Genomic DNA, 20,060 nt, shown 5'->3' on the forward strand with positions numbered 1-20,060 from the left:
TTACCTTGCAACGGTGTGAAAAGAATTCGACAAATACTCGCGGCACGTGTTCGCCCGCAAACGATGCAGCTTTATACCAGAACCCGCCCCCAAACGAAAAAACGCGGCCTAGGCCGCGTTTTCTATTGATGCGTACGACTTAGTTTTTGGCTTTGTCGACGATCTTGTTGGCACCGATCCACGGCATCATGGAGCGCAGTTGCTCGCCGATGACTTCGATGCCGTGAGCGGCGTTGTTACGACGCTTGGCGGTCATCGAAGGGTAGCCGGTTGCGCCTTCGCTGATGAACATTTTGGCGTACTCGCCGTCCTGAATACGTTTCAGGGCGTTGCGCATGGCCTGACGGGACTCGGCGTTGATCACTTCCGGGCCAGTCACGTACTCGCCGTATTCGGCGTTGTTGGAGATCGAGTAGTTCATGTTGGCGATACCGCCTTCGTACATGAGGTCAACAATCAGCTTCAGTTCGTGCAGGCATTCGAAGTAGGCCATTTCCGGCGCGTAGCCGGCTTCAACCAGGGTTTCGAAACCGGCTTTAACCAGCTCAACGGTACCGCCGCACAGAACGGCTTGTTCGCCAAACAGGTCGGTTTCGGTCTCGTCCTTGAAGGTGGTTTCGATGATGCCGGTACGACCGCCACCCACGCCAGCGGCGTAAGACAGTGCAACGTTTTTGGCATTGCCCGATGCGTCCTGGTAGATCGCGATCAGGTCAGGAATGCCGCCACCTTTGACGAATTCGGAACGCACGGTGTGGCCCGGTGCTTTCGGCGCGATCATGATCACGTCGAGGTCGGCACGTGGAACAACCTGGTTGTAGTGGATCGCGAAGCCATGGGAGAAGGCCAGGGTGGCGCCTTTCTTGATGTTCGGCTCGATTTCGTTCTTGTACAGCGAGGACTGGAACTCGTCCGGGGTCAGGATCATGACCAGGTCGGCAGCCGCAACGGCGGAAGCAACGTCGGTCACTTTCAGGCCATGAGCTTCAGCCTTGGCAACAGTGGCCGAGCCTTTACGCAGGCCGACAGTCACGTCAACGCCGGAGTCTTTCAGGTTGCAAGCTTGCGCGTGCCCCTGGGAGCCGTAGCCGATGATGGCGACTTTTTTGCCCTGGATGATCGACAGGTCACAATCTTTATCGTAATAAACTTTCATGAGGTTCCTCTATATATCCAGGCCGTAAGGCCATTCACTAATGGGTTAGATGCTGAGTACTTTGTCGCCACGGGCAATCCCGGTGACACCACTGCGTACCGTTTCCAGAATCGAGGCCGTCCCGATCGACTGGATGAAGCTGTCCAGCTTGTCGCTTGTACCGGTCAGTTGAACGGTATAAACGCTGGCGCTTACATCAACGATCTGCCCGCGATAAATGTCGGTAGTCCGTTTGATCTCGGCACGTTGGGCACCCGTGGCCTTGACTTTAACCAGCATCAGCTCGCGCTCGATGTGGGCACTTTCCGACAGATCGACCAGCTTGACCACTTCGATCAGCTTGTTGAGGTTTTTGGTGATCTGTTCGATCACCTCATCGTGACCCACGGTGGTCAACGTCAGACGCGACAGGGTCGGGTCTTCGGTTGGGGCCACGGTCAGGCTTTCGATGTTGTAGTTGCGTTGCGAAAACAGGCCGACAACACGAGACAGAGCGCCGGGTTCGTTCTCCAGAAGCAGGGAGATAATGTGCCGCATGATTAAGTACGCTCCGTCTTGTTCAGCCACATGTCGCGCATAGAGCCGTCTTTGATTTGCATCGGGTAGACGTGCTCGCTGGTATCCACCTGAATATCCAGGAACACCAGACGGTCCTTCATGGCGAACGCCTCTTCCATCTTCGGCTTCAGATCTTTCAAATCGGTGATACGAATGCCGACGTGGCCATAGGCTTCAACCAACTTGACGAAATCCGGCAACGATTCCATGTAGGAATGGGAGTGACGGCTGTTGTAGCTCATGTCCTGCCACTGGCGAACCATGCCCAGTACGCCGTTGTTCAGGCAGACGATCTTCACTGGAAGGCCGTACTGCAGGCACGTCGACAGTTCCTGGATGTTCATCTGGATGCTGCCCTCACCGGTGACGCAAGCAACGTCGGTGTCCGGGAAGCTCAGTTTCACGCCCATGGCCGCAGGGAAACCAAAGCCCATCGTGCCCAGGCCACCGGAGTTGATCCAGCGGTTAGGCTTGTCGAACTTGTAGTACTGCGCGGCGAACATCTGGTGCTGGCCTACATCGGAGGTCACAAAGGCGTCGCCCTTGGTCACTTCGCACAGGGTTTCGATCACGGTTTGTGGCTTGATGATGCTGCCGTCGCCCTTGTCGTAAGGGAACAGACCGCGATCGCCGCGCCACTCGTCAATCTGCTTCCACCAGCTGGCGACGGATTCCTTGTTCGGCGTCTCGCCGATGTCCTTGAGTGCGGCAACCATTTCGGTCAATACGCTTTCAACCGGACCTACGATCGGCACGTCGGCCTTGATGGTCTTGGAGATGGACGCCGGGTCGATGTCGATGTGGATGATTTTGGCGTTCGGGCAGAATTTGCTCGCGCCGTTGATCACACGGTCATCGAACCGCGCGCCCACGGCCAGGATCACGTCGGCGTGGTGCATGGTCAGGTTGGCGGTGTAGCTGCCGTGCATGCCGAGCATGCCGACGAACTGACGGTCCGTACCCGGGAATGCGCCGAGGCCCATCAAGGTGTTGGTCACCGGCAGGTTGAGCAGCTTGGCCAATTCGGTCAGGGGTGCGGAACCGCCGCCCAAAATTACGCCGCCACCCGAGTACAGCACTGGGCGCTTGGCCGCGAGCAGCATTTCTGCGGCCTTGCGGATTTGCCCCGAGTGCCCGCGTACGGCCGGGCTGTAGGAGCGCAGCTTGGCTTTTTTCGGGAAGACGTATTCGAATTTCTCAGCCGGGTTGGTCATGTCTTTTGGCACGTCGACCACCACAGGGCCCGGGCGACCGGACTGTGCGAGGTAGAAGGCCTTTTTCATGACTTCCGGGATTTCCGATGGATGCTTGATCATGAAGCTGTGTTTCACGATCGGCCGGGAGATACCGATCATGTCGGTTTCCTGGAATGCATCGGTCCCCACCATGGTGCTGGGCACCTGGCCGGAAATGATCACCATCGGGATAGAGTCCATATAGGCAGTCGCGATGCCGGTAATGGCATTCGTTGCGCCTGGGCCGGACGTTACCAGTACCACACCGGCTTTACCGGTGGCACGGGCGTAACCGTCAGCCATATGGGTCGCGGCCTGTTCGTGGCGAACCAGGATGTGGTTAACAGCCGGTTCCTTGAACAGTGCGTCGTAAACATGCAGCAGAGCACCACCTGGGTACCCGTAGATATAGTCGACGCCTTCGTCACGCAAAAAGCGGACGAGCATCTCACCGCCAGATAAAAGCTCCACGTTGTTCACCTCTAAAACGCCAGAATACCGTCCGTTGAAAACCGACGGGTCTTAATAGGTTTACTTCTCAACAGAGCATGAGCGACGGTGGTCGCCGACTACGTCAGCACTGACTGAGCAAGTATTGGGATCGTCCCAAGTGTTGCGGGCTTTTCCCACCCAGCGCGAGGTAACGCGTTGCGGGTGTTACAGGTCGGCGCGGATGTGCGCCTCATGATCTGCTGAGCGGGCCTGCTTCTGGCAGTCCCGATACAGCGGACTTTGGATTCTTCTGTTTCAGGCCGTTCAAGTCAAGCAATAATTGCGCTTTTTTCCAACTAAGCGCATGAGAACGTAGAAGAAAGGGCTTTGAGGAGGGATAAAACTCGCCTGAATGTCGTCAAGCGGTAGAAATGTGCGCAAGACTGCCGGAAAAACCGGCAGTCAGGCAATTAACGAGCGTCGACGATCAATTGATCGAACTTTTTCAGCGCATTACGCAAGCCAAGGCTCTCGCGCGGGCGATCGGCATAGACCATCTCGGCCATTTCCAGAATTCCTGAGGCATTGGGCAGGGGCAGGTCCTGCTCAAGAATCTGCTTCATGCGCACCAGGAAGATCCACTGCAGCCACTGGTGGAAGTCCAGCGTGTCGACCGAGAAGGGTTCGACACTGCTGAGCGCCTCAACGCTGGGGGACACCTCGTCCCACCAGCCCTGCACGCGCAATTCACGCTCGATCAGCAACAGCTGTTCGGCAATCGCGGGAAAACGCGCATCCATCAGTAAGTAACCTTGCCTTTTTGCCGAGCCTGGGCAGCGCCGGCAGCGTCGCCCTGGGCGGCACGCGCATCCCCAATCAAGGCCCAGAGGTTGGCTTGCAGGTCAGGACGACCGTTGGCCAGGCTCAAGCCGCGACGGGCAAATTGCTCAGCTTGCGGCGCATCGCCCTGGGCCATGCGCACCTGGGCCAGGCGATACAGCACTTGCGGTTCACGAGGCGCCACACGCTGGGCGCGCTCAAGGCTTGACGATGCGCCATTCAAGTCGCCACCGGCCTGTTGCTGCTGGGCGGTGGTCAACAAAGCCAACACCGGGCCGTCCAGTTGCTCGTCAGCCGACAGGCCGCCGGAGTTGGAAGACGACGGAACGCCGCTCGGCGCCGACGGCATGCTGTAAGCGCCCTGATTGATCGGCGCCGTCTGGATCGGCGTGGAATCAACCGGCCCCGACGTACTTGGGCCTGGAGTCCACGGCTCGGCACTGATCGGCGCCGACGTGGTTGCGCCACCGCCCGGCACCATCACGACCACGCCCGAATCCTGCGGCACGGCCTGAGCCTTGGCTTGAGCCGGACGTGTCGTCACGGTCTGGCGGAAACCGCCAGTGGCCGAGATACGGTCATTGTTGGAAACACTGGTGCTCGAATCCACCACGGGAATCGAGCCGCGCTGCACGCTGGCGCAACCGTTGAGCAAAGCCAGAGCTGTAATAGCTGGAATCCACCACTTGTTCACTTGAAACCCTCTTCGCTTAGTTCATCCAGCCCTTGACCCAATCCATCACCGACTCCGCACTGGCAGGGGCACCGCCACCGCCACCGCACGCAGGGCCGGCAGGCGGCTCGCTGCCGCGAATATACGGCATCTGCACCGCGCCCGGGCAGTTGGCATCGGAGCCCTGTCCCGTGTGCGGGTCAATCCACGCCTGAACGATGTTATCCGGCTGCGGCATATTAAGCGGCAGCGGGTCGGCTTTGCGCATGAAACTTGTCCACACCTGCAATGCGCCGGTCGCGCCGGTGAACGGCGTCTTGCCGTTGTCATCACGGCCCAGCCACACCACCGCCAGCACATCCTGGCCAAACCCTGCGAACCAACTGTCCCGTGAATCGTTACTGGTACCGGTTTTACCCGCCAGGGTCAGGTTCGCCGGCAGCACGTTGTAGACCGAGCGCCCGGTACCCTCGCGCATCACGCGCTGCATGGCGTTCTGGATCAGGTAGATCGAGCCTGCGTCAAAACGTTGCTGGATCTGGAACGGATAGCGCTTGAGCGGCTCTCCCTCGGCGGTCAGCACGCTGCGAATGCCGCGCATCGGTGTATTGAAGCCACCGTTGGCGATGGTCTGGTACATCGTGGTCACTTCCATCGGCGTCATGGCGCCCGCGCCCAGCAGCATCGACGGGAACGCCGGGAACTCGCGGTTGACGCCCAGGCGCCCCAGGGTTTTCAGCACGTTCGGCACACCCACTTCCAGCCCAAGGCGCGAGGTGGAAATGTTGTAGGAATGCGCCAGGCCCTGGTAGAGGAAAATCGTACCGTTGGAGCGACGTTCGAAGTTTTTCGGCGTCCACACCTGGCCGTCGGCCAGCTTGACCGACAGCGGCTCATCCGACAGCCAACTGGTCAGGGTGTATTTGCTCGGTTTTTCCAACGCGGTGAGATAGACCGCCGGTTTGACCAGCGAGCCGATCGGCCGCACCGCATCCAGCGCACGGTTGAACCCCGCAAAACTGGCCTGACGGCTGCCGATCATGGCCTGGACTTCACCGGTTTCCGGGTTGGTGACCACCATGGCCGCCTCAACTTCATCGGCGCCTTTGCGGCCCGTCAGACGCTTGAAGGTGTCGTTGACGGACGCCTCGGCTTTCATCTGCAGGATCGGGTCGAAACTGGTAAAAATTCGCAGGCCTTCTTCGGTCAAGTCTTCATCGCGGTAGTCTTCCCGCAATTGGCGTTTGACCAGGTCGATAAAGCCCGGGAAGGAGCTGTCGGCCAGCTTGCCGCGGGTGGTCACACCCAGTGGCATTTTCTTCGCGGCAGCCACTTGCTCTGCGGTCGCGACACCCTGCTGCTCAAGGACATCGAGCACCAGGTTGCGGCGCTCAAGCGCGCGCTCGGGGTTGCGGCGCGGGTTGTAATAGGACGGCCCTTTGACCATGCCCACCAGCAATGCCACCTGGTGCAGCTTCAACTCGGACAGCGGCTGACCGAAAAAGAACTGGCTGGCCAAGCCGAAACCGTGCACCGCGCGCTGGCCATCCTGGCCGACGAACACCTCGTTGAGGTACGCCTCAAGGATTTCCTGCTTGCTGTAATGCAGCTCCAGCAGCATCGCCATCATGGCTTCGGTGAGTTTTCGGGTCAGACTGCGTTCGTTGGTCAGGTAGAAGTTCTTGACCAGTTGTTGCGTCAGCGTACTGCCGCCCTGGGTCATTTTGCCGCCGGACGTGTTGACCCAAACCGCGCGGGCAATCGACTTCGGCGAAACGCCCCAGTGGCTATAGAAGTCGCGGTCCTCTACGGCAATCAGGGTTTCCAACAGGTAGGGCGGCACCTGATCGAGCTTGATCAGGATGCGATCTTCAAGATTCTTCGGGTAAATGCCGCCGATCAGCAGGGGTTCCAGGCGTACAACCGGCAGTTTGGCGCCATTGAGAGACGACAGCTCGGCAACATAATCGCCGGAAAAGCGCACCCGCACCGGCTGGGCTTTTTCCAGGCCTTCATAGAACTGGAAGCCGCGGGTATTCAGGTCAACGGTATTGCCGCTCACGGCGGCTGCGCCCGGGCCGTTGCTCACGGGTTCACGGCGATAGCCCAGGGCATCCAGTTCGGTGAGGAAGTCTTCCTTGCTCAGCTTCTGGCCATTGAACAGCTCCAGCGGGCGGGCGTACACCTTGGCCGGAATGGTCCAGCGCTTGCCGGAGAATTTTTCCTGGACCACAGCGTCGAGGTACACCGCAAAGCCGGCGAGCACCACAAGGCCCACGAGGCTGAGCTTGAGCGCCCAGCCCAGCCACGGGCGCAGGCCACGGGAAGGAGGTTTTTTACGGGAACGGGGAGATCGGGTTCGAGTCATGGCGGCGGATTATACGCACTTTATTGATGATCAACATGAGCCGGACAGCGGTTTGCACGACCGCTCGTAGCGGCCATAATGCCCGCCATGTTTTCCCCCAGACTTTGAAGGATCGCCCGTGAGCCAGTCCCTGATCGCTGCCCTGCAAAACCCGGCTTTATACCCTCACCCGGTTGAAGCGTTTCAAGTCATCGAAACCCACATTTCCTGGGTGATCCTGACCGGTCCTTATGCTTATAAATTGAAGAAGCCGATGAACTTCGGCTTCCTCGACTTTACCGTTCTGGAGGATCGCGGCCACTTCTGTAACGAAGAGCTGCGCCTCAACGCGCGCCTCACCGAAGATTTGTATCTTGAAGTGTTGCCGATCACCGGCACTGCCGAAAACCCGCAATTGGGTGGCGACGGTCCGGTCATCGAATATGCCCTGAAAATGCGCCAGTTCCCGCAAAGCCAGATGCTCAGCACCTTGCAAGCCAATGGCGAACTGACCAGCGCGCACATCGATGAAATGGCCCGGCAGATCGCGCACTTTCACCTGACCGCGCCAAAAGTCCCGCAGGAACACCCCGCCGGCACGCCGAATGAAGTCATGGCGCCAGTGCGCCAGAACTTCGAACAAATCCGCCCCTTCCTCAGCGAAAAAGCCGATCTGGCCCAGCTCGAAGCCTTGCAGGCTTGGGCTGAAAGCAGCTTCGAGCGCCTCAAGCCGCTGTTCGAGGAGCGCAAACTCGCCGGCTTCACCCGCGAATGCCATGGCGATATCCACTTGGGCAACGCCACCTTGATCGATGGCAAAGTGGTGATTTTCGACTGCATCGAATTCAACGAGCCTTTCCGCTTCACCGACGTGTACGCCGACACCGGCTTCCTGGCGATGGACCTTGAAGACCGCGGCCTCAAATCCCTGGCCCGCCGTTTTATCAGCCAGTACCTGGAGCTGACCGGCGACTATCAAGGCCTGGAAGTGCTGAATTTCTATAAAGCCTACCGGGCCCTGGTGCGCGCCAAGGTCTCGTTGTTCAGCATGCCGAGCGAAGCCGACCCGGTGCAACGCGCCACCACTCTGCGCCAATACCGCAACTACGCGAACCTGGCGGAAAGCTACAGCACCATTCCTTCGCGTTTCCTGGCGATTACCCACGGGGTTTCGGCCGTCGGCAAAAGCCACGTTGCGATGCGCCTGGTGGAGGCGCTCGGCGCCGTGCGCCTGCGTTCGGACGTTGAGCGCAAGCGCCTGTTCGGAGAGCAGAAGGTGGAGAACACGCCTGAAGCCGGCATCTATGCTGCCGACGCCAGCGCCGCAACCTACGCGCGCCTGAATGAAATCGCCGGTATCGTGCTGCGCGCCGGCTACCCGGTGGTACTGGATGCCACCTTCCTGAAACGCGGCCAGCGCGATGCTGCCGCCGGCATAGCCGAGGCCACAGGCGCGCCATTCCTGATTCTGGATTGCAATGCACCGCAAGCCGTTATCGCCAGTTGGCTGGCACAACGTCAGGCAGACAAAAACGATCCGTCCGACGCAACGCTGAGCATTATTGAGGCCCAGCACGCCAGTCGTGACCCGTTGACTGCTGAAGAGCTGTTGATCAGCAAGCGTGTAGAAACCAACGAGACCGGCACGCTGGACGCGCTAGTGGCTCACATTCGTCAGTGCTTGCCGGGCTTGTAAGAAATATTTCTTGGCCGTGTCACCGATCTTCGGTGCACGGCCCAGCAATAGTGGCACTATAATGGCGTCATAATTCCAACGGGAGTCGCCATCATGAGTCAGCCCAAGCTTCTTGATACCCCGCTCTACGCGCTCCTGCATAAAGACGATATCCGCGGCTTCAACGAGGAACGCCCCAAAGACGGTGTCATCGACATGCGAGGCGGCGACTTTCGCGGGCTCGACCTGCGCGACCTGAACGCCACCGGCGTCGATTTCACCGACGCCTACTTCCGCTCCGCTGACCTGCGCGGCCTCGACTTGCGCGACTGCTCACTGGAAGGTGCCAGCCTGGCCCATGCGCAAATCTCCGGCGCCTACTTCTCCCCCGATCTGACCGCCGACGAAATCCTCATGTCGGTCAATTTCGGGACTCGCCTGCGCTATCGCACCCGGTAACCTCTCGCCCAAACTCTCGGCTCCATCCCAAGCGGGCCGGGCGTTTCCCGCCTGCGCACGATGAAATCCCCCAAAGCATTCTTATAAGCTTTTCAGCCGTTCCTGACCAAAGAACCACGCTTTTCCTACTGAGCGCTACACTCTTTTTCAGGCTTGCCTGGTCACGATACCCACCGCACCATTCGGCCGTCGCAAGGAGGCTTGATGAACGATGAGCTGCAACACCTGAAAAACCTCGGCAAGACGTCAGCGCAGTGGCTGCATGCGGTGGGCATCCACAGCGCTTCCGACTTGCGCCGCCTGGGCGCGGTCGATGCCTACCGGGCCGTACGCACTCGCGGCTTTCGGGCGTCGAAAGTTTTGCTGTATGCCATTGAAGGCGCGTTGATGGACGTGCACTGGAATGACATCCCGACGGAGCGCAAGGAAGCCTTGAACCGCCAGCTGGATGCCATTTCGGCGCGTCAGAAAAATTAAATCGGTAAACAAGCCCCGCGTTTTCGGGCACCGCAAACAGACATTTAACAAAACTCGGGCAATGCAGAAAAACAAAGGTTGACTCTCAAATGAGAATCGTTATGATTATCACAACTGATCGCGAGATCAGCCGATAACTGAAAGACCATTGGTTCGGACTCTCAGATTATCTCCTCATCAGGCTAATCACGGTTATTTGACCCGGCTCTTGCCGGGTCTTTTTTTGCCTGGGGAAAAGTGAATTTCAGCGCGCAATAATCAACGGGTGCCCACGCTCCGGATGCGGCTGCACCAACACGTCCAGCCCAAACACCGCCTTCAGCGGCTCCGGCCTCAGCACCTCCTGCGGCGTGGCCAGGGCATGCGGGCGCCCATCTTCCAACAGCAAAATGCGGTCGCAGTAACGCGCAGCCAGGTTCAGATCATGCAGGATCACCAGCACCGCCGCGCCGCGGTCGGCAAAGCTGCGGATGGCTTGCAGTGTCGTGTGCTGATGCAAGGGATCCAGCATCGACGTGGGCTCATCCAGCAACAGCGTCTGCCCCGCCTCCCCCGGCCATAATTGCGCCAGCACTCGCGCCAGATGCACGCGCTGGCGTTCACCGCCGGACAACGCCAAATAGCTGCGACCACTTAAATGCCCGACATCCGCCGCCTGCAACGCCGCCTCGATGATTTCATCATCCCGCACCCGCCCTGTCTGGTGAGGCAAACGGCCCATACCGACGACCTCTTCGACACGAAACGCGAAATCCAGGGTCGACGACTGCGGCAACACCGCCAGCCGTTGGGCACGCTGCGGGCCGCTCCAGTCGCTCAGCGCCTGCTGGTCCAGCCACACGCGGCCTTGATCCGGCGACAATTCCCCGCACAACGCGCCGAGCAACGTACTTTTGCCCGCGCCATTGGGCCCCAGCACGCCCAGCACTTCACCGGGCAACAGGTCGAGGGTGACATCCGACAGCACGGTTTTGCGCCCGCGCCGGATCTGCAGTTGTTCCACACGCAGCATCAGGCACGCCCTCGCAACAACAGGTAAAGAAAGAATGGCGCACCAATGAATGCAGTCACGATGCCGATCGGCAGTTCTGCGGGTGCCAAGGCCAGACGAGCGACCAAATCCGCGAACAACAACAGGCTCGCCCCCGCCAGCACCGATGCAGGCAACAGCACACGATGGTCCGGCCCCGCCAGCAAGCGCACCAGATGTGGCACCACCAGCCCGACAAACCCGATCATCCCCGCCGCCGCCACCGCCGCGCCCACACCCAGGGCCGTGCAGAACACCAGCTCGCGCTTGAGCCCTTCAACTTCAATTCCCAAATGATTGGCCTCGGACTCACCGAGCAACAACGCATTCAACGCCCTGGCCCGACGCGGCAACCACAGCGCCACGCCGGCACTCACCAGCAGCAAGGGCCATAACCGCGAATAGCTGGCGCCATTGAGGCTGCCCAGGTTCCAGAACGTGAGGGTGCGCAACGTGGCGTCATCCGCCAAATAGGTAAATAAGCCCACCGCCGAGCTGGCGAGCGCCGTCAGGGCAATACCGGCGAGCAGCATCGTTGCGACGTTGGTCTGCCCGTTGCGCCGTCCGAGGCGATACACCAGCGCCGTGACGCCCAGCCCGCCGAGAAATGCACACAACGATAACAGGTAAGGCCCGAACGCGTCCGGCAACCCACCAAAAAAGGCTCCGCCGACAATCGCGATAGCCGCCCCCAACGCCGCGCCGCTGGACACCCCGACCAACCCCGGGTCCGCCAGCGGGTTGCGAAACAACCCTTGCATTGCCACGCCCGACAACGCCAGCACGCCCCCCACCGCCAGGCCGAGTAACGTGCGCGGTAGGCGAATCTGGCCCAGGATCAACTCGGCCTGTTCCAGCCCTTGCGCCTCAATCGGCACGCCCATCAAGCGCAAGGCGGCCTTGAGCGTATCCAGCAACGGCAGGCTGACCGGACCGAGCGCCAACGACAGCCAAATCGCCAAACCACACAGCAGCGTCAGCCCGATGAACAGCGTTTTCGGTTTAACAGAGGGGGTCATGGGGCGGGTTTAGCCTGGGACGGGTAAAATCCGGCAGACAGTGTTACCAGGCTTTGCGGCAGCCGCGGGCCGAGCCCGCCGACCAGCAAAGTCGGGTCCAACTCAAAGACCCGGCCATTTTTCGCGGCAGGCGTCGACGCCAAAATCGGGTTTTCCTTGAACAGGGCTGCCCGCGCTGCGTCGCCGGTCAGTGCACGATCAGCAAATACCAATACGTCCGGGCTCAACCCCGCCAGCGACTCCACGGAAAACGGTTTGTAGCCGGTGTGGGTCGCCAGGTTATGCCCGCCGGCCTGCTGCAGCATCCAATCGGCCGCCGTGTCTTTACCCGCGACCAGCGGCTTGCCCCCCGCGTGTCCCAGCAACAACAGCACGCCCGGCGCCTTTTGCGAGGCCTGGGCCTTGGCGACCCAGCTTTTTTGCTGGTTCAGCGCCTCTTCATATCCGGTAAACAATTCGTCGGCCCCGGCCTCGTTACCGAGCAACTTGCCCAAGTGCTGAAGGTTGCCTTTCAAGGTCGGCAAATCCGGTTGGGCCGAGAACATTTCTACCTGAACACCCGCGCTGCGGATCTGCGACAGTATTGGCGGCGGGCCCATTTCTTCGGTGCCGATCAGCACCTGCGGGCGCAAACTCAGGATGCCTTCAGCCGACAATTGCCGCTGATAACCAATGCTCGGCAACGCCTTGAGTGATTCCGGATGCTGGCTGGTGGTATCGACCCCCACCAACTTCGACTCGGCGCCCAGCGCCGTCACCCATTCCGAAAGCGCCCCGCCGGCACTGACCCAGCGTTGTGGCAGTTCAGAGGCCTGAGCCCCGTGGTTGACCAGCAGTGAGGCAACAAGCGCAATAGCGCTGGTACTCAGACGCATAACAGGGTTTCCTTCCAGGGGCAGGGCTGCTCAAACACTCAGCGATGTGACAGAAGGAACCTGTCTGGCATCGTACTGAGCACCCGGTCAGCGATGGGCGAAGCGGGCATTTGATAATTGTTTGCATTTGAACGTCAAGGCACTTAAGGATCGATATGAAGTTTCTCGGCCCCTCAGACAGTCTCGCGCCAGACAGCAGCCGCGGTTTCACGATCGACGGTTGCAAGCTGCTGGCCGTGCGCCGTGGCGGCGTAGCCTACTTCTACATCAACCGTTGTCCCCATCGCGGCATTCCACTGGAGTGGCAGCCCGACCAGTTTCTCGATGCCAGCGCGAGCCTGATCCAGTGCGCCACCCACGGCGCGCTATTCCTGATTGAAAGTGGCGAATGCATCGCCGGCCCCTGCGCCGGCCAACACCTCACCGCCCTGCCCGGCCGCGAAGATGAACACGGCCTGTGGGTGGAACTCTAGTCGCCGAGCCACACATCCAGGCGGCGATCGACGACAATTTCTTCCGGCGTCACCCGCACGCCATAAGCCAGCACCTCTACTCCGGCCGCCTTGGCTTCGCGCAGGGCGGCGGCATATCCGGCGTCGATTTCCACCGCCGGGCGCACCGCCTCAATCCCCGAGAGATTCACACAATACAGTTGCACCGCCCGTATGCCTTCGCGCGCCAGGTGCGCCAACTCGCGCAAATGCTTGGCGCCACGTTGCGTCACCGCGTCGGGAAATGCCGCCACCGCCGAACCATCGAAACCCAGGGTGACGCTCTTGACCTCCACGTACGCGGCGCCGTGCGGGTAATCCAAACGAAAGTCGATGCGGCTTTTCTCCTGACCGTAAGGGACTTCACGCTTCAACGCGGTGAAACCGTTCAGCTCAGTGATCACCCCGGCGCGCAAGGCTTCTTCGACCAACTGATTCGCACGAGCCGTGTTGACGCACGCCAGCCGGCCTTGCGGTGTTTCGGCAATTTCCCAGGTGCCGGGCAGCTTGCGCTTCGGGTCGTCGGAGCGGCTGAACCAGACCTGCCCGCCTTCGACCATGCAGTTGAGCATCGACCCGGTGTTCGGGCAGTGAATGGTCAACAATTCGCCGGTAACGGTTTCGATATCGGTGAGAAAACGCTTGTAACGGCGAATAAGCCGCGCTTCTTCAAGAGGAGGATGAAAGCGCATCAGGCGTGCCAGCTCTGCAGGCCACGGGCAATGCGTTCCACTGCTTCCTGCAGGCGATCAAGGTTCTGCGTGTAGGCAAAACGCACATGATGGCCTGCCTGATAACGCCCGAAGTCCAAGCCGGGGGTAAACGCGACATGCTCGGTTTCGAGGAAATGACGGCAGAACGCGAAGGCATCTCCACCAAACGCGCTGATATCGGCATACAAATAGAATGCGCCTTCCGGCTCCACGGCAATGCCAAACCCGAGTTCGCGCAGGGCAGGCAACAGGAAGTCACGACGGCGGCCGAATTCGGCGCGGCGCTCTTCCAGAATGCTCAGGGTTTGTGGGGTAAAACAGGCCAATGCCGCGTGCTGGGCCATGCTTGGGGCGCTGATGTAGAGGTTTTGCGCGAGTTTTTCCAATTCGCCGACGGCCGCAGGGGGAGCTACCAGCCAACCCAGGCGCCAGCCGGTCATGCCGAAATACTTCGAAAAACTATTTAAGACGAAGGCATCGTTGTCGACTTCCAGCACGCTCGCGGCGTCGGTGCCGTAAGTGAGGCCGTGATAAATCTCGTCGACCACTAGGTGGCCGTCACGCGCCTTGATTGCATTCGACAGCCCGGCCAATTCATCACGCGTGAGGATCGTGCCGGTCGGGTTGGCTGGCGACGCGACCAGTGCGCCCACGCTGTCCTGGTTCCAGTGTTTGGCCACCAGTTCAGCGGTCAATTGGTAACGCACATCCGGGCCGACCGGCACCAGTTGCGCCGCACCTTCCACCAGCCTCAGGAAATGGCGATTGCACGGGTAGCCCGGGTCGGCCAACAGCCAGTGCTTGCCCGGATCGACCAACAGGCTGCTGGCAAGCAACAGTGCGCCAGAGCCACCGGGGGTGATCAGGATCCGCTCGGGGTCCACGTTAAGGCCGTAACGCTGCGCGTAGAAACCGCTGATGGCCTCGCGCAACTCAGGCAGGCCGCGGGCGGCGGTGTAGCGCGTCTTGCCGTTGGCCAGCGCGGCCTGGCCGGCCTGAATGATCGGCTCGGCGGTGGTGAAGTCCGGCTCGCCGATTTCCAGGTGGATCACGTCATGGCCGGCCGCTTGCAGCTCATTGGCCCGCGCCAGCAACGCCATGACATGAAAAGGTTCGATGGCGCGACTGCGCGCACTGTAGGGCTGAGCCATTAGCCTTCCTTAAGCGAGAGGACAAAATCAGGATTCTACCGAACCCGCGCGGTAAAACATGTTCTATTGCCTGCCCGGCCGCTCAGGCGGCCCGGGCAAGCGCGCGCAAAACGACTAAAATCAACATTCGAGGCGTTACATGTCCAGCCATGGCGGGCCGTTGCAGTTTGCAACCCCGGCATGATGGCCCCTCGACAACCGGGAGTGGCGCACCCCGAATCTATCTGGTAAGTTCGCCCGCTTGCAGCCGCAGGGCCGGCAGGTGTCGGTGACGTTGCAATCCTGCGCAATGGATTAGAAGAGTGAGAGGCGGTCTATTCATGTCCACCCAAGCAAAGCAACAGCAGCAGAGCCTTAGTGGCTTCACACCTTACGTCGAAGCGAAGGGTGAGGAGTACATGGGCAAGCCCATGCGCCAGCACTTCACCAAGATCCTGCAAAAGTGGAAGCAGGACTTGATGCAGGAAGTCGACCGTACGGTTGACCACATGAAGGACGAAGCCGCCAACTTCCCGGACCCGGCCGACCGTGCCAGCCAGGAAGAGGAATTCGCCCTCGAACTGCGCGCCCGTGATCGTGAACGCAAGCTGATCAAGAAAATCGACAAAACGCTGCAACTGATCGAAGACGAAGAATACGGCTGGTGCGAATCCTGCGGCGTCGAAATCGGTATCCGTCGCCTGGAAGCCCGCCCAACCGCGGACCTCTGCGTAGACTGCAAGACCTTGGCTGAAATCAAGGAAAAACAGGTCGGCAAGTAATCCGTGCCGAACTGAACGAATGGGGCGTGAAAACGCCCCATTTTTGTTTCTGGCGTTTGCCGATTTTCCAGTAGTATCCGGCCCATGACAGCCTCTACCTATATCGGGCGTTTCGCCCCCACGCCCAGCGGCCACTTGCACTTCGGCTCGCTGGTAGCCGCCCTCGCCTCCTACCTCGATGCCCGCGCCAACAAAGGCCGCTGGCTGATGCGCATGGAAGACCTCGACCCACCCCGTGAAGAACCCGGCGCGCAGGCAGCGATTCTGCACGCCCTGGAAAGCTACGGCTTCGAGTGGGACGGTGAACTGGTCCGACAAAGCGAACGTCACGAAGCCTACGCCAAAGTGCTGAATGACCTGTTCAACCACGGCCTGGCCTACGCGTGCACCTGCTCGCGCAAGCAGCTGGAGCCTTACCACGGGATTTACCCCGGCCTGTGCCGCAATGCCGACCACGATCAGCAAGACGCCGCGATTCGCTTGCGCGTCCCGGAGTTGGAATACCATTTTACTGACCGTGTGCAAGGCGAGTTCCGACAGCACCTTGGCCGCGATTCCGGCGACTTCATCATCCGTCGCCGCGACGGTCTGTATGCCTATCAACTCGCGGTGGTGCTTGACGATGCCTGGCAAGGCGTCACCGACATCGTGCGCGGCGCCGACCTGCTCGATTCCACGCCGCGCCAGCTGTATTTACAGGAACTGCTGGGCCTGCGCCAACCGCGTTACTTGCACGTGCCGCTGATTACCCAGCCGGACGGTAACAAGCTGGGCAAATCCTACCGCTCCCCGCCGTTGACACCGGACCAGGCCACGCCTTTGCTGGTGAGAGCCTTGCGCGCCCTCGGCCAGCAACCCGGTGACGAGTTGCTGCACGCCAGCCCGCGGGAATTGCTGGATTGGGGCATCGTGCACTGGGATGCCGGCAAGATCCCGCGCACACTCACGCTGGCCGAAGCGCAATTGAGCTGAAGGCGCTTGCAGCTTGGCCACCATCCGTTACCATCGCCGCAGTTTTTCAATCAGAGGCCAACATGTACATCTATCGATTGGTCCTGCTGCTGGTCGTCGGGATCTACCTGTTTTCCCCCGCCATCATGGATTGGTGGATCGACGCCACGGGCGCCTGGTACCGCCCTTATCTGCTATGGCTGATATTGATCGTCGTGACCTTCATCCTGCAGAGCCAAAAAGATGCCGATGAGCTTTAGCCTCACCCAGATGCTGCTGATCAGCGCCGCCTACCTGGCGGCGTTGTTCGGCGTCGCCTGGATCAGTGAGCGCGGAATGATTCCGCGGGCGATCATTCGCCATCCGCTGACCTACACCTTGTCCCTCGGCGTTTACGCCAGCGCCTGGGCGTTTTACGGAACCGTGGGCCTGGCCTACCAGTACGGCTATGGTTTTCTCTCCAGCTATCTCGGCGTATCCGGTGCGTTCCTGCTGGCGCCGGTGTTGCTGTATCCGATCCTGAAAATCACCCGCACTTATCAACTATCGTCCCTGGCGGATTTGTTTGCCTTTCGCTTTCGCAGCACCTGGGCCGGCGCACTCACCACCATCTTCATGCTGATCGGCGTGCTGCCGTTGCTGGCCTTGCAGATTCAGGCCGTGGCCGACTCCATCAGCATCCTGACCCGCGAGCCGGTGCAACATCGCGTGGCGCTGGCGTTTTGTGCACTGATCACCCTGTTCACGATTTTCTTCGGCTCGCGCCATATCGCCACCCGCGAGAAACACGAAGGGCTGGTGTTTGCGATTGCCTTCGAGTCGGTGATCAAGCTCATCGCCATCGGCGGCGTCGGCCTGTATGCGCTTTACGGCGTGTTCGACGGCCCGCAACAACTCGAACTGTGGCTGCTGCAGAACCAGACCGCCCTCGCCGCCCTGCACACGCCGCTGCAAGAAGGCCCGTGGCGCACCCTGCTGTTGGTGTTCTTTGCCTCGGCAATCGTGATGCCGCACATGTACCACATGACCTTCACCGAAAACCTCAACCCGCGCTCGCTGGTCAGCGCCAGCTGGGGTTTGCCGCTGTTCCTGCTGCTGATGAGCCTGGCGGTGCCGCTGATTCTGTGGGCCGGCCTGAAGCTCGGCGCCACCACCAACCCCGAATACTTCACCCTCGGCATCGGCATTGCAGCCAATAGCCCGGCGCTGGCGATGCTCGCCTACGTGGGCGGTTTATCCGCCGCCAGCGGGTTGATCATCGTGACCACCCTGGCCCTGTCGGGCATGGCGCTCAACCACCTGGTGCTGCCGCTGTACCAGCCGCCCGCCGAGGGCAATATCTACCGCTGGCTGAAATGGACGCGCCGCGCGCTGATCGTCGCGATCATCATGGCCGGTTACGCGTTCTACCTGCTGCTGGGCGCCGGGCAGGACCTGGCCAACCTTGGCATCGTCGCGTTTGTCGCCACCTTGCAGTTCCTGCCGGGCGTGTTGTCGGTGCTGTACTGGCCGACGGCCAATCGGCGTGGCTTTATCGCCGGGCTGCTGGCAGGGATTCTGGTGTGGATGGTCACCATGCTGTTGCCGCTGGTCGGCAATCTGCAGGGCTTCTACATTCCGCTGCTGAACATGATCTACGTGCTGGACGACACCAGCTGGCACATGGCGGCCATCGCGTCGCTGGCGGCCAACGTGCTGATGTTCACCCTGATTTCGCTGTTCACCAACGCCAGCCCGGAAGAAACCAGCGCTGCCGAAGCCTGTGCGGTGGACAACGTACGCCGCCCGCAACGCCGCGAATTGCATGCCGCTTCGCCTCAGGAATTCGCCACGCAACTGGCCAAGCCCCTGGGCGCGAAAGCGGCGCAGAAGGAAGTCGAGCAGGCGCTGCGTGACCTTTACCTGCCATTCGACGAACGGCGCCCGTATGCGCTGCGTCGTTTGCGCGACCGGATCGAGGCCAACCTGTCCGGCCTGATGGGGCCGAGCGTGTCTCAGGACATGGTGGAAACCTTTCTGCCTTACAAGGCGGGCGGCGAAAACTATGTGACCGAAGACATCCACTTCATCGAGAGCCGGCTGGAGGATTACCACTCGCGCCTCACCGGCCTCGCCGCCGAGCTGGACGCCTTGCGCCGTTACCATCGCCAGACCTTGCAGGAACTGCCGATGGGCGTGTGCTCCCTGGCCAAGGATCAAGAGATCCTGATGTGGAACAAGGCCATGGAAGAACTCACCGGCATCGCCGCGCAACGGGTGGTCGGTTCGCGCCTGAACACCCTGGGCGAGCCGTGGAAAGAACTGCTGCAAGGCTTTATCAACCTGCCCGATGAGCATCTGCACAAACAGCATCTGGCCCTCGACGGCCAGACCCGCTGGCTCAACCTGCACAAAGCCGCCATCGACGAGCCCCTGGCTCCCGGTAACAGTGGCCTGGTGTTGCTGGTGGAAGACCTGACCGAAACCCAGATGCTCGAAGACAAACTGGTGCATTCCGAGCGCCTGGCGAGCATTGGCCGATTGGCAGCCGGTGTGGCCCATGAAATCGGCAATCCGATCACCGGTATCGCGTGCCTGGCGCAAAACCTGCGCGAGGAGCGCGAGGAAGACGACGAAATCACCGAAATCAGCGGGCAGATTCTCGAACAGACCAAGCGCGTTTCACGCATCGTGCAGTCGCTGATGAGCTTTGCCCACGCGGGCGCGCATCAGAATCAGGACGAGGCGGTGTGCCTCGCTGAAGTGGCGCAGGATGCCATTGGGCTGCTGGCCTTGAACCGGCGCAATTTCGAAGTACAGTTCTTTAACTTGTGCGACCCGGACCATTGGGTTGACGGTGACTCCCAACGCTTGGCGCAGGTGTTGATCAACCTGCTGTCAAACGCCCGCGACGCAACCCCGGCCGGCAGCGCGGTACGCGTCAAGAGCGAGGCTTTCGAGCACACGGTCGATCTGATCGTCGAAGACGAAGGCAGTGGTATTCCGCAGAACATCATGGACCGATTGTTCGAACCTTTCTTCACCACCAAGGATCCGGGTGAAGGTACCGGTCTGGGCCTTGCACTGGTCTATTCCATCGTTGAAGAGCATTATGGACAAATCACCATCGACAGCCCGGCTGACCTTGAAAGCCAACGCGGCACCCGTATTCGGGTGACCTTGCCGCGTCATGTCGAAGCGACGTCCGCTGTGAACTGAGACCGTCGAGAGAATTGAA

The 20,060-nt window shown here is 60.4% G+C and carries 19 protein-coding genes; 8 read left to right on the plus strand and 11 right to left on the minus strand.

Annotated features, from left to right (window positions below):
- Positions 1-139: 139 nt before the first annotated feature.
- The 6 genes from ilvC to mrcB all read right to left on the minus strand — a co-directional run bounded on the left by ilvC (position 140) and on the right by mrcB (position 7,262).
- Positions 140-1,156: a ketol-acid reductoisomerase gene (gene ilvC, locus ATI14_RS01940; RefSeq protein WP_003194132.1), complete on the minus strand. Its 1,017-nt coding sequence runs from the start codon at positions 1,154-1,156 to the stop codon at positions 140-142.
- A gap of 45 nt (positions 1,157-1,201) precedes the next feature.
- Entirely contained in the window at positions 1,202-1,693 is a 492-nt protein-coding gene (gene ilvN / locus ATI14_RS01945; RefSeq protein WP_003176102.1) for an acetolactate synthase small subunit, read from the minus strand.
- Between the two features lie 2 nt (positions 1,694-1,695).
- Positions 1,696-3,420, minus strand: coding sequence for an acetolactate synthase 3 large subunit (locus ATI14_RS01950; protein WP_031320339.1), 1,725 nt, complete (start codon positions 3,418-3,420; stop codon positions 1,696-1,698).
- A 431-nt stretch (positions 3,421-3,851) separates the two neighbouring features.
- A complete protein-coding gene (locus ATI14_RS01955; RefSeq protein WP_016973734.1) occupies positions 3,852-4,181 on the minus strand; it encodes a YqcC family protein in 330 nt (109 codons plus the stop codon).
- A complete protein-coding gene (locus tag ATI14_RS01960) occupies positions 4,181-4,915 on the minus strand; it encodes a tetratricopeptide repeat protein (protein ID WP_016973735.1) in 735 nt (244 codons plus the stop codon). The genes ATI14_RS01955 and ATI14_RS01960 overlap by 1 nt, the downstream gene beginning before the upstream one ends.
- A gap of 16 nt (positions 4,916-4,931) precedes the next feature.
- Positions 4,932-7,262 (minus strand): penicillin-binding protein 1B, encoded by a 2,331-nt coding sequence (gene mrcB / locus ATI14_RS01965; protein WP_016973736.1) that lies wholly within the window; start codon positions 7,260-7,262, stop codon positions 4,932-4,934.
- 118 nt (positions 7,263-7,380) lie between these two features.
- Here mrcB and ATI14_RS01970 point away from each other — a divergent pair, with 118 nt between their 5' ends.
- From ATI14_RS01970 to ATI14_RS01980, 3 genes are all read left to right on the plus strand, one after another.
- Positions 7,381-8,937 (plus strand): bifunctional aminoglycoside phosphotransferase/ATP-binding protein, encoded by a 1,557-nt coding sequence (locus ATI14_RS01970; protein WP_016973737.1) that lies wholly within the window; start codon positions 7,381-7,383, stop codon positions 8,935-8,937.
- A gap of 93 nt (positions 8,938-9,030) precedes the next feature.
- Positions 9,031-9,375: a pentapeptide repeat-containing protein gene (locus tag ATI14_RS01975; protein WP_016973738.1), complete on the plus strand. Its 345-nt coding sequence runs from the start codon at positions 9,031-9,033 to the stop codon at positions 9,373-9,375.
- Between the two features lie 204 nt (positions 9,376-9,579).
- Complete coding sequence (locus tag ATI14_RS01980; RefSeq protein WP_016973739.1) at positions 9,580-9,852, plus strand: TfoX/Sxy family protein; 273 nt, start codon at positions 9,580-9,582, stop codon at positions 9,850-9,852.
- Between the two features lie 244 nt (positions 9,853-10,096).
- Here ATI14_RS01980 and ATI14_RS01985 read toward each other — a convergent pair whose 3' ends face one another.
- From ATI14_RS01985 to ATI14_RS01995, 3 genes are read right to left on the minus strand one after another with little or no spacing between them, the layout of a single operon-like run.
- Positions 10,097-10,864, minus strand: coding sequence for a heme ABC transporter ATP-binding protein (locus tag ATI14_RS01985; RefSeq protein ID WP_016973740.1), 768 nt, complete (start codon positions 10,862-10,864; stop codon positions 10,097-10,099).
- Complete coding sequence (locus tag ATI14_RS01990) at positions 10,864-11,901, minus strand: FecCD family ABC transporter permease (protein ID WP_016973741.1); 1,038 nt, start codon at positions 11,899-11,901, stop codon at positions 10,864-10,866. The genes ATI14_RS01985 and ATI14_RS01990 overlap by 1 nt, the downstream gene beginning before the upstream one ends.
- Positions 11,898-12,776, minus strand: a complete 879-nt coding sequence (locus tag ATI14_RS01995) for a heme/hemin ABC transporter substrate-binding protein (RefSeq protein ID WP_016973742.1) — start codon at positions 12,774-12,776, stop codon at positions 11,898-11,900. Before ATI14_RS01995 ends, ATI14_RS01990 begins: the two co-directional genes overlap by 4 nt.
- 155 nt (positions 12,777-12,931) lie before the next feature.
- Between ATI14_RS01995 and ATI14_RS02000 the strand changes: the two genes are divergently transcribed.
- Positions 12,932-13,249 (plus strand): Rieske (2Fe-2S) protein, encoded by a 318-nt coding sequence (locus ATI14_RS02000; protein ID WP_016973743.1) that lies wholly within the window; start codon positions 12,932-12,934, stop codon positions 13,247-13,249.
- Here the strand turns inward: ATI14_RS02000 and sfsA are convergent.
- Both sfsA and ATI14_RS02010 read right to left on the minus strand, forming a co-directional pair.
- Positions 13,246-13,959, minus strand: coding sequence for a DNA/RNA nuclease SfsA (gene sfsA, locus ATI14_RS02005; protein ID WP_016973744.1), 714 nt, complete (start codon positions 13,957-13,959; stop codon positions 13,246-13,248). The genes ATI14_RS02000 and sfsA overlap by 4 nt on opposite strands.
- Positions 13,959-15,131 (minus strand): pyridoxal phosphate-dependent aminotransferase, encoded by a 1,173-nt coding sequence (locus tag ATI14_RS02010; protein WP_016973745.1) that lies wholly within the window; start codon positions 15,129-15,131, stop codon positions 13,959-13,961. The genes sfsA and ATI14_RS02010 overlap by 1 nt, the downstream gene beginning before the upstream one ends.
- Positions 15,132-15,451: 320 nt before the next feature.
- Between ATI14_RS02010 and dksA the strand changes: the two genes are divergently transcribed.
- The 4 genes from dksA (at position 15,452) to ATI14_RS02030 (ending at position 20,041) form a co-directional block, all read left to right on the plus strand.
- Positions 15,452-15,892: an RNA polymerase-binding protein DksA gene (dksA, locus tag ATI14_RS02015; RefSeq protein WP_026083092.1), complete on the plus strand. Its 441-nt coding sequence runs from the start codon at positions 15,452-15,454 to the stop codon at positions 15,890-15,892.
- Between the two features lie 84 nt (positions 15,893-15,976).
- Positions 15,977-16,864, plus strand: coding sequence for a tRNA glutamyl-Q(34) synthetase GluQRS (gene gluQRS / locus ATI14_RS02020; protein ID WP_080520214.1), 888 nt, complete (start codon positions 15,977-15,979; stop codon positions 16,862-16,864).
- 62 nt (positions 16,865-16,926) lie between these two features.
- Positions 16,927-17,103, plus strand: a complete 177-nt coding sequence (locus ATI14_RS02025; RefSeq protein WP_003176118.1) for a hypothetical protein — start codon at positions 16,927-16,929, stop codon at positions 17,101-17,103.
- A complete protein-coding gene (locus ATI14_RS02030; RefSeq protein WP_016973748.1) occupies positions 17,087-20,041 on the plus strand; it encodes a sensor histidine kinase in 2,955 nt (984 codons plus the stop codon). Before ATI14_RS02025 ends, ATI14_RS02030 begins: the two co-directional genes overlap by 17 nt.
- Positions 20,042-20,060: the final 19 nt, after the last annotated feature.

It is taken from the genome of Pseudomonas tolaasii NCPPB 2192 (assembly GCF_002813445.1).
Classification (GTDB): domain Bacteria; phylum Pseudomonadota; class Gammaproteobacteria; order Pseudomonadales; family Pseudomonadaceae; genus Aquipseudomonas; species Aquipseudomonas tolaasii.